The sequence below is a fragment of the Sporichthya sp. genome, assembly GCF_013815995.1.
GTDB lineage: Bacteria > Actinomycetota > Actinomycetes > Sporichthyales > Sporichthyaceae > Sporichthya.
Map to the genome: position 1 here is coordinate 1 of NZ_JACDFE010000162.1, position 10819 is coordinate 10819.

General features: G+C 70.6%; 13 protein-coding genes. 7 read left to right on the forward strand and 6 right to left on the reverse strand.

The window, feature by feature from the left end; translation table 11 throughout:
* Positions 1–110: 110 nt before the first annotated feature.
* The 3 genes from H0X00_RS16795 to H0X00_RS16805 form a co-directional block, all read right to left on the reverse strand.
* Positions 111–449, reverse strand: coding sequence for a hypothetical protein (locus H0X00_RS16795; RefSeq protein WP_293773054.1), 339 nt, complete (start codon positions 447–449; stop codon positions 111–113).
* Between the two features lie 242 nt (positions 450–691).
* Positions 692–1012 carry a DUF3040 domain-containing protein gene (locus H0X00_RS16800; RefSeq protein WP_293773056.1) on the reverse strand — a complete coding sequence of 107 codons (321 nt, stop codon included), beginning with the start codon at positions 1010–1012 and terminating at the stop codon, positions 692–694.
* Between the two features lie 95 nt (positions 1013–1107).
* Positions 1108–2460 carry a phenylacetate--CoA ligase family protein gene (locus tag H0X00_RS16805; RefSeq protein ID WP_293773059.1) on the reverse strand — a complete coding sequence of 451 codons (1353 nt, stop codon included), beginning with the start codon at positions 2458–2460 and terminating at the stop codon, positions 1108–1110.
* Between the two features lie 165 nt (positions 2461–2625).
* On the opposite strand from H0X00_RS16805, the gene H0X00_RS16810 reads away from it, so the two are divergent.
* From H0X00_RS16810 to H0X00_RS16820, 3 genes are read left to right on the forward strand one after another with little or no spacing between them, the layout of a single operon-like run.
* The gene (locus tag H0X00_RS16810) at positions 2626–2925 is read left to right on the forward strand and encodes an OB-fold domain-containing protein (RefSeq protein WP_293773062.1); all 300 of its coding nucleotides are present in this window, start codon (positions 2626–2628) and stop codon (positions 2923–2925) included.
* A complete protein-coding gene (locus H0X00_RS16815; protein WP_293773064.1) occupies positions 2922–4052 on the forward strand; it encodes a thiolase family protein in 1131 nt (376 codons plus the stop codon). Before H0X00_RS16810 ends, H0X00_RS16815 begins: the two co-directional genes overlap by 4 nt.
* A gap of 11 nt (positions 4053–4063) precedes the next feature.
* A complete protein-coding gene (locus H0X00_RS16820; RefSeq protein ID WP_293773066.1) occupies positions 4064–5287 on the forward strand; it encodes a cytochrome P450 in 1224 nt (407 codons plus the stop codon).
* 7 nt (positions 5288–5294) lie between these two features.
* On the opposite strand, the gene H0X00_RS16825 is transcribed toward H0X00_RS16820, so the two are convergent.
* Both H0X00_RS16825 and H0X00_RS16830 read right to left on the reverse strand, forming a co-directional pair.
* A complete protein-coding gene (locus H0X00_RS16825) occupies positions 5295–6437 on the reverse strand; it encodes an NDMA-dependent alcohol dehydrogenase (RefSeq protein ID WP_293773068.1) in 1143 nt (380 codons plus the stop codon).
* Between the two features lie 55 nt (positions 6438–6492).
* A complete protein-coding gene (locus H0X00_RS16830) occupies positions 6493–6963 on the reverse strand; it encodes an ArsI/CadI family heavy metal resistance metalloenzyme (RefSeq protein WP_293773071.1) in 471 nt (156 codons plus the stop codon).
* Positions 6964–7127: 164 nt separating this feature from the next.
* Here H0X00_RS16830 and H0X00_RS16835 point away from each other — a divergent pair, with 164 nt between their 5' ends.
* The 4 genes from H0X00_RS16835 to H0X00_RS16850 all read left to right on the forward strand — a co-directional run bounded on the left by H0X00_RS16835 (position 7128) and on the right by H0X00_RS16850 (position 8816).
* Entirely contained in the window at positions 7128–7490 is a 363-nt protein-coding gene (locus H0X00_RS16835) for an ArsR/SmtB family transcription factor (RefSeq protein WP_367186669.1), read from the forward strand.
* A gap of 24 nt (positions 7491–7514) precedes the next feature.
* Complete coding sequence (locus tag H0X00_RS16840; protein ID WP_293773075.1) at positions 7515–8180, forward strand: arsenate reductase ArsC; 666 nt, start codon at positions 7515–7517, stop codon at positions 8178–8180.
* Positions 8181–8228: 48 nt separating this feature from the next.
* The gene (locus tag H0X00_RS16845) at positions 8229–8474 is read left to right on the forward strand and encodes a carboxymuconolactone decarboxylase family protein (protein WP_293773077.1); all 246 of its coding nucleotides are present in this window, start codon (positions 8229–8231) and stop codon (positions 8472–8474) included.
* Between the two features lie 81 nt (positions 8475–8555).
* Entirely contained in the window at positions 8556–8816 is a 261-nt protein-coding gene (locus H0X00_RS16850; protein ID WP_293773080.1) for a hypothetical protein, read from the forward strand.
* Here the strand turns inward: H0X00_RS16850 and H0X00_RS16855 are convergent.
* Complete coding sequence (locus H0X00_RS16855; RefSeq protein WP_293773083.1) at positions 8809–10377, reverse strand: hypothetical protein; 1569 nt, start codon at positions 10375–10377, stop codon at positions 8809–8811. The two genes, H0X00_RS16850 and H0X00_RS16855, sit on opposite strands and share 8 nt — an antisense overlap.
* Between the last annotated feature and the right edge of the window lie 442 nt (positions 10378–10819).

The window sequence follows — 10819 nt, forward strand, 5'->3', positions numbered from 1 at the left end:
GTGCCCGCGGCATGCTCTTCTACCGCCTGCTCCAGCAGGCCGTCGCCACCGATCCACACCCGCTGAACGAACTGATCGTCAGATACCAGTCCCGATAAGGATCACTGCACTCAAGCAGATATGCAGACCCAGCGTCGACCGGCCCGGTTGATGTCGGCGTTGGCCAAGGCGCCGCCGATGGCTGCGGCCAACCGGTGCGGCAGGTCTCCGCTGCGGTCGGCGGTGACGTGCGCGGCGAGGAACCCCAGGCGCCCCGCGCGGGTTCGTGCCTCGACCAGGGTCACGGTCTTGCCGACGCCACGCACGCCGGTCCACACCAGCGGGCCGCTCCCACGGCGGAAGTGCTCTGCCCGCGTCAGCAGGTCCTCGACATCACGCAGGACGCCGTCGCGGCCGGCGAGAAAGGGCGGCATCGTCCCGGCGCCGGGGCTGTAAGGGCTGGGCAGCACAGCTTGAGACCTCTTTATAGATCGGCCCATATATAAGAAGATATAAGATGGACCACGGCATGGCCGTCCTCCGCTGAACGGAGGGGTCGGTCAGCTCGCCGTCCTTCGACGCAGCCTGCCCGTCGGGTACGACAACGGCTGGTGGGGCACCGCGGCCCCGACGTTCGCTGGCCGCGCGCATACGAAGAAGCGGCCCTGACCTGTACCAATGGTCAGGGCCTTCGCCGTGCAAAAGCATGCCGTTATCGATCCAGCTGCTGCTCGGCGAACACCGGCATCTCGGACCTGGCGCCGGGGGTCGGTGCCGACTCACCGGAGAAGTCGCCCACCAGCATCAGTCCCGCGACGAAGAACGCACCCGCGGCCACGGCCGTCCGGATAGGCGCACGCTCGGACTCCCGGAACCGTTCCTGCCACCGCGCGAGCACTCGCCGCGGCCAGAGCTCCCGCGGAGTCGCCGGCTCAGCCGGACCCCGCAACGCCGAGACGAGCTCCGGGTCCTGCTCCTCGAGCCGCCGGGCCATTTCGGCCAGCAGCCGGCGGTCGCGATCCGAGAGACTCATTGCACCATTCTCCGGTCCGGTCGAGCACGTGCGAACCGGTTTGCGGCCAGCTCACAACCGGCATTCGTCACACCCGTCCAGCCGGACGGGATCGCTCAGGACTTCGGCCGCTCGTCGACGACCCGGCGGGCTTTGAAGGTGGTCTCCGGGATGGTGCCCGGCGCGAGCAGCTCGACCGGGACCCGGATCTGCAGGACCCGCTTCAGGGCGTCCTCCGCCCTCCGGGCCGCCTCGCTCTCCGAGCCCGGCGCCGCGGCCGGTCCGAGTTCGGTCTGCACCGTCATCTCGTCCATCGCCCCGACACGGCGGACCAGGATCCGGAACTCCGGGCCCAGCTCGGGCACCGAGCGCAGGGCGGTCTCCACCGCGCTCGGGAACACGTTGGCGCCGCGGATGACGAGCATGTCGTCCAGGCGCCCGAGCACGCCCTCGGGCATCCGCGGGTACGTGCGCCCGCACCGGCAGGTCTCGGTGTCCAGATAGGTCTCGTCCCCGGGAGCGAACCGAATCATCGGCTGGGAGTCCCGCCACAGGTGCGTGTAGACCACCGCACCCCGCGCCCGGGCCGGCACCGGGGCGTTCAGGTCGTCGGCCTCGACGACTTCGGTGAAGACCTCGTCGATGTAGAGGTGCGTGCCGGTGCCCTCGGTGCAGGCGACGCTGGTCTGGAACGGGTACATCTCCGAGGTCGATCCGCAGTCCGCGGCGGTGGCGCCCCAGCCCTCCTCGATGACCTTGCGCGTGTTCGGCAGAGCCCCGCCGGGCTCGCCGCCGACCAGCAGCCGGCGCACCGTGTTGCCCGGCAGGTCGATGCCCAGCTTCTCCGCGACCGAGAGCAGGTGGATGCAGTACGACGGGGTCGCGCTGAACACCGTCGAACCCAGCCGGGCCATCAGCTCGAGGTGGCGCTCGGACTCGGTGATGGCGAGCGGGAACAGCGTCGCGCCGATCCGCTCGGCCCCCTGGACCACGCCCCAGCCGCCGAAGAACAGCCCGAACGGGAAGCCCACCTGCACGATGTCGTCGGGCCGGATTCCCGCGCACCACTGCGCCATCGCGTGCACGTCGCCGGCCCGGTCCCAGTCCGCCTTGGAGACCGCGTACATCGTCGGCGTTCCCGAGGTGCCGGACGAGCCGTGGATGCGGGCGATCTCGCCGGCCTTGAGGTCGCGCGCGTAGCTGCCGTAGGGCGGGTACTCGGCCTGGTCGGCGATCAGCATCTTCTTGGTGATCACCGGGACCTTGGTGGTGAAGTCCTCGACCGAGCGGACCTGCGCCGGGTGGAAGCCGTGCGCGTCGTAGTGCCGCCGGTAGAACGGCAGCTCGGCGTAGACGTAGGCCAGCTGGTGCTGGATCCGCTCCAGGATCAGCCCCTCGCGCTTCCCAGGGTCGAGGGTTTCGCGCTCCTCGTCCCAGTAGCGCGGGAAGCCGCGCTCATCCGTGCTCACCGACCGCGGACCTGAGGCGCCCATCCCGCGAACCTGGCGGGCGCGGCGGCGACTGTCAAGGCGTAGTAACTGCGACTGGCCTGTGCTCCCCCGGGCTGGTTACCTGGCTGGATGCCTCCTGAGTCCCGGCCTCGCGTCCATGTCGGCGACGACGGGACACCCCGCGTGGCCGGCCTGCGCTGCGCGGCCTGCGGGGAGGTCGCGGCCTTCGCCTGGCCGCGCTGTCCGAACTGCGCCGGCGAGGTCACGCCCGCCGAGTTCGGGCCTGAGGGCACGGTATGGAGCGCGACGGTGGTCCGCATCCCGATTCCCGGCCGCACCCCGCCCTACGCGCTGGTCTACGTCGACCTCGACGACGGCCCCCGGGTGCTGGCCCATGGGGACGAGGCACCTTCGATCGGTGGCCGGGTCCGCCTGCTGGAGTCCTCGCCCGACGGCGACCTCCGGGTCGAGGTGCTGACGTGAGTGCGGTCAGCGTCCACGGCGTCGGCACCTCGCACTTCGGGCGCCAGCCGGACCAGGACCTGGTCGGCCTGGCCGCGGCCGCAGTGTCAGAAGCGTTCGCCGACGCCGGCACCGACCGGGTGGACGCGGTCTGGGTCGGCACCGTGTTCGGTCCCGCCGGGTGCGGGCCGCGAGTACTGCGCGCCCTGGGCATCACCGGAATCCCGGTCATCACGGTCGAGACCGCGTGCGCCAGCGGGACGGTCGCGTTCGCCGAGGCGCACGAGGCAGTGCAGAGCGGCCGGTACGGGCGAGTGCTCGCTCTCGGCATCGAACAGATGAGTACCGCCTTCGACGGCGCGATCACCCCGGAGCCGACCGACCCGGAGGGCCGCTCCGGCCTGGCCATGCCCGCGCTGTATGCGATGGCCGCCGCCCGCTACCTGCACCTGGGCATGGTGACGCTGGATCAGTTGGCCGCGGTGTCGGTGAAGAACCACGCGCACGCCCTGCACAACCCGCGCGCGCAGTACGCCGGGAAGTACACCGTCGAGGAGGTCCTCGCCTCGCGGATGATCGCCGACCCGCTCACCCTGCTGCAGTGCTGCCCGACCTCGGACGGCGCCGCGGCGGCGGTGCTTGCCCCTTCCACCGGAAGCGGCCGGGAGATCCGGGTGCGCGGGGTCGCGTTCCGCAGCGGTGAGGCCTGGAACCACCGGTCCGGACACGTCTGGGGCCACGACCTGGTCCGCGACACCGCCGCGGATGCCTACGCCGCCGCCGGCCTGGACGACCCGGGCGACATCGACGTGGTCGAGGTCCACGACGCGTTCACCATCGGCGAGATCGTCACCACCGAGGCACTCGGCATCGCCGCTCCGGGCGAGGGCGGGAAGGCCGCCGCGACCGGGGTGACCGCGCTCGGTGGCGCCCAGCCGGTGAACCCCTCCGGTGGGCTGCTCTCCCGCGGGCACCCACTCGGCGCGACCGGACTGGCCCAGGTCGCCGAGATCGTGTGGCAACTGCGCGGCCAGGCCGGCGGTCGCCAGGTCGAGGACGCCCGGCTCGGGCTGGTGGAGACGATGGGCGGCGGCGTGTCCGTGCTGGACGGCAACGCCTGCGTCGTCACCGTGCTGGAACGTCCATGACGGTCCCTCAGATGGACCCGCCTCTGGACCTGGCCGACGCCGACCTGCTCTCCCCCGAGGCGGTGATCGATCCGTATCCGCTGATGGCGGCGCTGCGCGAGCGCGACCCGGTGCACTGGAGCGAGCGGTATCGCTCCTGGTTCGTGATGCGCTTCGACGACGTGTCGGCGGCGCTGCGCGACGACCGGTTCTCCTCCGACCGGATCGCCCCCTACCGCCGGGCCAAGCTTGAAGCGGCCGACCCGGGCGTGCAGGCGGCGTTCGGGGTGCTCGAGGACTGGATGGTCTTCAAGGACCCGCCTGACCACACCCGGCTGCGGCGCCTGCTCAACCGCGCCTTCACACCCCGCGCCGTCAGCGCGATCCGGCCGCGGGTGCTCGAGCTCGCCGACGAACTCCTGGACGCGGCCCTGGCCCGCGGCGGCGCCGTCGACCTCGTCGGTGACTACGCCTACCCGCTGACCGCCTCGGTGATAGCGGAGATGCTGGGCGTTCCGCGCGAGGACCACCCGCGGTTCAAGGACTGGTCCGATCAGATCACCGGCCTGGTGTTCGGCAGCCTGGGCAACCCCCAGCGCTACGCGGCCGGCGCGGCCGGCTTGGGCGAGCTGGCCGCCTACCTCTCGGAGCTGGTCCGCCGACACGAGCGCGAGCCCGCGGAGGACCTGATCTCGGCGCTGATCGCGGCCCGGGACGACGACGACGCGCTGTCCCCCGACGAGGTTGTCTCCACCGGCGTGCTGCTGCTGTTCGCCGGGCACGAGACCACCACCAGCCTGATCGGTACCGGGCTGCTCGCCCTGGTGCGCAACCCGGACCAGCGGGCGTTGTTGGAGGCGGACCCGGCCTTGGCCGAGTCCGCGGTCGACGAACTGCTCCGCTACGACGGTCCGGCCAAGACCGTGGCCCGGGTCATGGCCGCGGACGTCGAGCTGCGCGGTCGCACCTTGCGCCGCAGCGACCGGGTGTTCCTCTGCCCGGCCTCGGCGAACCGCGACCCTGAGGTGTTCACCGACCCGGACCGCCTCGACATCACCCGGCACGGCGAGCGCCAACTCGGCTTCGGCCTGGGTCTGCACTACTGCCTGGGCGCACCGCTGGCCCGGCTGGAGGCCGCGGTCGCCATCCCCCGCGCGCTGGAGCGATTGCCCGGCCTCCGCCCGGTGGACACCGAACTCGCCTGGCACCCGGTCCTGCTCTCCCGAGGCTTACGCAGCTTCCCGGTGCACGTCTGATTGACCGTCAGAAGCGAATCAGGCCGCGGAGATTGCGGCCCTCGCGCAAATCGTCGTAACCCTCGTTGACCTGATCCAGGGAGTACGTGGCGGTGACCAGCTCGTCGAGCTTGAGTCGCCCCTCGCGGTGCAGCGCGAGCAGCCGCGGGATGTCGACCCGGGCGTTGGCGTTGCCGAACAGGCAGCCGACAAGTTCCTTGCGCTGCATGGTCAGGTCGACGAGGTTGAGCTTGACGTCCAGGTCGGTGGCCCGGCCCGCGGCGGTGACCACGGCCCGCCCGGCCTTCGCTACCAACGCCATCAGCTCGGCGATGTGGGTGCCGAGCGCAAGGCCGACAGTCAGGATCGCCTTGTCGGCGCGCCGGCCGCGGGTGAGCTCGGTGACCAGCGGCAGTGCCTCGGCCATCGACATGGCGGTGTGGGTCGCGCCGAGCTTGAGGGCGAGATCGGTCTTCCACGCAAGAGGGTCGACCGCGACCACGTGCCGGGCACCGGCGAACGCGGCGCCCTGCACCGCGCTCATTCCGACCCCGCCGACACCGACCACGACCACGGTCTCCCCCGCCCGGACGGCGGCCGCGTACACCGCCGACCCCCACCCGGTGGTGACCCCGCAGCCGACCAACGCGGCGAGCTCCAGGGGGTGGTCGTCCTCGATCACGACGCAACTGTCCTCGTTCACCACCGTGTACGGCGCGAAGGTGCCGAGCAGGCACATCAGGCCGAGGTCGCGGCCGCGGGCGTGATGGCGGCTGGTGCGGTCCAGCAGCTGGCGGCCGCCCTGCAGGTACATGCCGCGGTCGCAGAGCTGCTGGCGTCCGACCACGCAACTCGGGCACCGCCCGCAACTGGGCAGGAACGACAGCGCCACGTGGTCACCGGGACGGACCCGCGTGACACCCGGACCGACCTCGACGATCTCACCGGCGCCCTCGTGGCCGCCGATCACCGGGTAGCGCTCCATGCCCTGCGCGGTCGCCCACCCCGGGTCGGGCGCGAGGTCGCCGGTGACCAGGTGCTCATCGGAATGACACAGGCCGCTGGCGGCGAGCTTGATCAGCACCTCGCCCTCGCGCGGCGGGTCGAGGGTGATCTCCTCGACGCTCCACCTCGTGTTCGGCTCCCACAGGATCGCGGCCGGAATCTGCATCCGCCGATCCAACACCAGTCGTCCACCGGGTTCAGCGCGTCGGCGCGCGGCGGCGTCAGCAGCACGCCGAGGTCGATGCGACCGTCGCCTGCGCCCCGGGGACGCCGTGGGCTGACTCGGGAACACAGCAGCCGCTGTCCTCGGACTTGGCGAGCGCGGGGGCATCGCCCTTGACCGTGTAGACCTCCCACGGTTCCCCACCCGGGCCGTGCACCCACACCTTGTCCTGCAGTGCGTAGCAGCAGGCTGTATCCGCCTCCTCCAACGTGGGGAGGCCCTGGCCGGACAACCGCGAGGTCGCTGCAGCGACCGCCTCGCTGGTCTCGACCTCGATCCCGAGATGGTCCATGACGGTCGCCTGGTCCGGCTCGCCTTCGATCAGGACAAGCTTCAGCGGCGGCTCGACGACGGCGAAATTGGCGTAGCCAGGGCGGCGCTTGGCCGGTTCGGTCCCGAAGAGTTTGGTGTAGAAGGCGATCGAGCCCTCCAGGTCGGCGACCCGTAGGGCGAGCTGGATTCGGGGCATTGCGGCGTCCTTTCGTCATGACCGGAGCGGCCCGGCATAGATAATCATCTATGCACCGAGCTTGCGCGAGCCATCGAAGATTGTCAATATGGACGCTGGTCGATGTCGATGCCGATCGATGGGGGGCTCCCGTGGAGCTGACGCCGCTGGGCTGCTGCTCACCCATGGTCCGCGAGCCCCTCACGCCCGATCAGGCCGAAGGCCTGGCCGGGTCGTTCAAGGCACTCGGTGACCCCGTGCGACTCCGACTGCTCTCGCTGATCGCCTCGCACGCCGGCGGCGAGGCGTGCGTGTGCGATCTGACCGGGGAGTTCGACGTCTCCCAGCCAACGATCAGCCACCACCTCAAAGTCCTGCGGGAAGCCGGGCTACTGACCTCCGAGCGCCGCGCCAGCTGGGTGTACTACCGGGTGCCGGCCGGGGCTCTGGCGGCGCTGGCACTGCTGCTCGACGAGACCCCGGGCGCGGTGCGGAGAACGTCGTTGTCCCGCACCACGAACCCGCGAAGATCCCGCTCCCCAATCTGAAGCCGTGACGGCCAGGAGGCTTTGATGGCACCGACCACGCACAACCTCGCGGACCCCAACACCGAGGGGCTGCTGCTTCGCATCGCCGATCAGCTGGCCAAACGCTTCGCCGGCGTGTTCGCCGCCGAGACTGTCGAACGGTACGTCTTCGAGTCCTACACCACGCTGCTGCGGACGGCGAAGATCCGCACCTACGTGCCGATCCTCGCCGAGCACTTCGCAACGGACCGGCTGACCGCACTCGCCCAGGCCAAGGGGGCGATCACCAAACGCGTGCCGGAGGTCTTGTTCGTCTGCGTCCACAACGCCGGTCGTTCCCAGATGGCCGCTGCGCTGCTGCGCCATCACGGTGGCGGCCGGGTCCACGTCCGCTCGGCGGGCTCGCTGCCCGCGGGCGAACTCGAACCCGTGGTCGTGGCGGCCATCACGGAGATCGGGCTGGAGCTGAGCGACGGAGAGGCACCCGCCTACCCCAAGCCCCTGACCGACGACGTCGTGCAGGCCGCCGACGTCGTGATCACGATGGGATGCGGGGACGCCTGCCCGGTTTACCCTGGCAAGCGCTACCTCGACTGGGACCTCGCCGACCCCGCGGGGCGTCCGCTGGCAGAGGTCCGTGCCATTCGCGACGACATCGACGCGCGAGTCCGCTGGCTCCTCAACGAGATCGCACCTGGCCCGACGCCCTAGCGCTCGTCGCCACCGACCTCCCAGAAGTCGCCCAACCGAAGGATGCGCGTGAACGCACACGAGCAGAAGCTGGTCGCCCTGGGGGCGTCCGCCGCGGCGAACTGTCGACCCTGCCTGGAGCACCACCTCGGTGCGGCCCGCGCTGCCGAGGTCTCGGAGGCGGACATCGCTGAGGCGATCGAGATCGGCCTGGGCGTGAACGAGGGCGCCGGACGTCAGACCCGGGCGTTCGTCGGCGACCTGTTGGGCTGCGCGCCCGCCGTGGGCGGTGCCGTCAAGACCGCATGCTGCTGAGCTTCGGCCGGAACCTGGGTTGCGCGCCGGTGCACCACAGCGCGCGGCTCTGCTCTCGCCCGGCGATCTAGGGTTCCGCCCATGGGCCAGGTAATCCAGATGGTCGGCGCACTGATCGTGCTCTCCGCGTTCGTGGCGAACCAGCGGATGGGGCTGCCCTCGAACTCCGCGCTCTTCCTGCTGCTGAATGCGGTCGGGACCGGGATCCTCGCCGTGGTGGCAGGGCTCAACCACGACCTGGGCTTCACGCTGCTCGAGGGTGTGTGGGCCATCATCTCGACCCTCGGCCTTATCCAGGCTTTGCGGACGCGTCGTGCCCAGCATGGAGGCTTGGTTAGCTGAGCACCGTCAGCGTCATCACTGCGGTGTAGTCACCTGCGGGAACCGAGGTCGGCACCCGAAGGTTGAGCGCAGCGGTCAGGGTCGCGGTGGTCCCGGGGTCGTCGCCGTGGCCGTCAGGCACGGTGGCCATCACGCGACCGGAGTGCAGACCGGAGTCGGTCCCCGGGTAGCCGGAGGGAACCAAGGGACCGGCCACGGCACCCATGTTGGCGGTGCCGACCACGGCCGGGGTCCAACCCATCCAGCGGGCGAAGATCAGGCCCGGGTCGAAGTTCGAGAGTTGGGCGACGACCGACCAGGCCAGCAGGCCAGGGCGGGTGTCGGTGACGGTCACGTTCGGGATCGTCGCGACGTTGTAGTCGAGGAAGTTGACGCCACCCGAGCTACCGGTGATCGGGGTGCCCATGTCGACGGTTGCCCCGGCCGGTGTGGAGATGGCGAACCCGCCGTCGCCCTGGCCCTGGTCGAGGACGGTGAGCGTGACGGTCGCGGCGGCGTCGCCCGGCGCGGGGGTCGGTGTCGGGACGGGCGCGGCGTACGCGCCCCACGCGGGTTGGTCCACCCCTGCCGGCGGCCCGAGGGTCGAATCCGGTGCGACAGCCTCGAACGCGATGCCCCCGTTGGGGCGCGGGATCGGCGTCGGGGCGGGACTCCGCAACGGCGCCGGGCCAGGCTGCGGACCGACACCCCAGAACGGCGTGACGTCGCTGGGCCCGGACGTCACCAGGGCTTGGCCGCTGCCGTCAGCAGCCATGGTGTACAGCCGGTTTCCGGTATTGGTCTGGCCCCAACCCTCGAACACGATCCTGGAGCCGTCCGGTGAGAAGCGCGGCGAATGGTCTGTGCCAGGCCGAGGCGATACCGCGACCGGGTTGCTGCCGTCAGCGTTCATCGTGAACACGTCGTCGTCGCCGGAACGGCCGCTCGAGAAGACGATCTTGGCGCCATCCGGCGAAAAGGACGGGTTCCTGTCTCCGCCAGCGCTGCTGCTGAGGTTGGTGAGGTGGCCGCCGTCGATTGCGTCCATCACATACACGTCACCGTTGCCGCCCACGTCATCGGCCCGGGAGGCGCTGCTGAACACAATCCTCGTGCCGTCGGGCGAGAAGCTGGGCTCACGGTCCGAGGCGTCATCGTCGGTCAGCGCGACGAGGTTGTCGCCGTTGGCGTCCATGACGAGGATGTCGTCGCCGAGGGGTCGGCCACGGGCGAACGCGATCTTTGTGCCGTCCGGCGAGAATGCGGGAAAGCCGTCCCCTCCCGGATAGTCGGTCAGTCGCCGCTCCCCGGTCCCGTCCGCGTTCATCACGAAGATTGCCGAGGCGCCGGCGGACTCGACGTAGCGCGCGAAGGCGATCCGATGCCCGTCCGGGGAGATCACCGGCGCCTTGTCGAGGTCGGCGTTGCGCGTCAGCTGCTGCAGACCGCTCCCGTCCGGGTTGATCGAGAAGATCTCGTAGTCACCGTCGCGGTCGCCGGCGAACACGACCGTCTCGCCCGCGGCGGCGTCAGCGGCGAATGCGCCCACCGGCCCCAGCAGAACCGCGCCCGTGGCAGCCACGCTCACCACGGCGAGGACGCCGGCCGTGGCGCCACGTCGCCATCCGGCAGTGGATTGACGCGCGCGCTCACGTCGCACCGGTGACCGCCTTTGGATGAGCGCGGGCCAGGGGCGCCGTGCATAAGCCGCCCGAGCGTTCCATCCCTGACATGCGCTCACGTCGAGGGCACGCCCGCTGCGGGACTGATCCGAATCATCTCCGGCTCGCGCCCGCGGCACCAAGAGACCCGGCGCGGATTTGGACAACCCGACGTCCGGCGTTCGCCGAGCGTTACCCGACGCGGGGTACGCCGGAACCGGACTTTATCGAACATGTGTTCTGCATATCTGCTTGAGTGCAGTGATCCTTATCGGGACTGTTATCTGACGATCAGTTCGTTCAGCGGGTGTGGATCGGTGGCGACGGCCTGCTGGAGCAGGCGGTAGAAGAGCATGCCGCGGG

What these genes read in the sequence shown, in the direction of transcription:
- H0X00_RS16800 (WP_293773056.1), bottom strand. Translation starts at nt 1,012, where the DNA reads ATGAGTCTCTCGGATCGCGACCGCCGGCTGCTGGCCGAAATGGCCCGG.
- H0X00_RS16820 (WP_293773066.1), top strand. Translation starts at nt 4,064, where the DNA reads ATGGACCCGCCTCTGGACCTGGCCGACGCCGACCTGCTCTCCCCCGAG.
- H0X00_RS16835 (WP_367186669.1), top strand. Translation starts at nt 7,128, where the DNA reads ATGGTCCGCGAGCCCCTCACGCCCGATCAGGCCGAAGGCCTGGCCGGG.
- H0X00_RS16850 (WP_293773080.1), top strand. Translation starts at nt 8,556, where the DNA reads ATGGGCCAGGTAATCCAGATGGTCGGCGCACTGATCGTGCTCTCCGCG.
- H0X00_RS16840 (WP_293773075.1), top strand. Translation starts at nt 7,515, where the DNA reads ATGGCACCGACCACGCACAACCTCGCGGACCCCAACACCGAGGGGCTG.
- H0X00_RS16825 (WP_293773068.1), bottom strand. Translation starts at nt 6,437, where the DNA reads ATGCAGATTCCGGCCGCGATCCTGTGGGAGCCGAACACGAGGTGGAGC.
- H0X00_RS16830 (WP_293773071.1), bottom strand. Translation starts at nt 6,963, where the DNA reads ATGCCCCGAATCCAGCTCGCCCTACGGGTCGCCGACCTGGAGGGCTCG.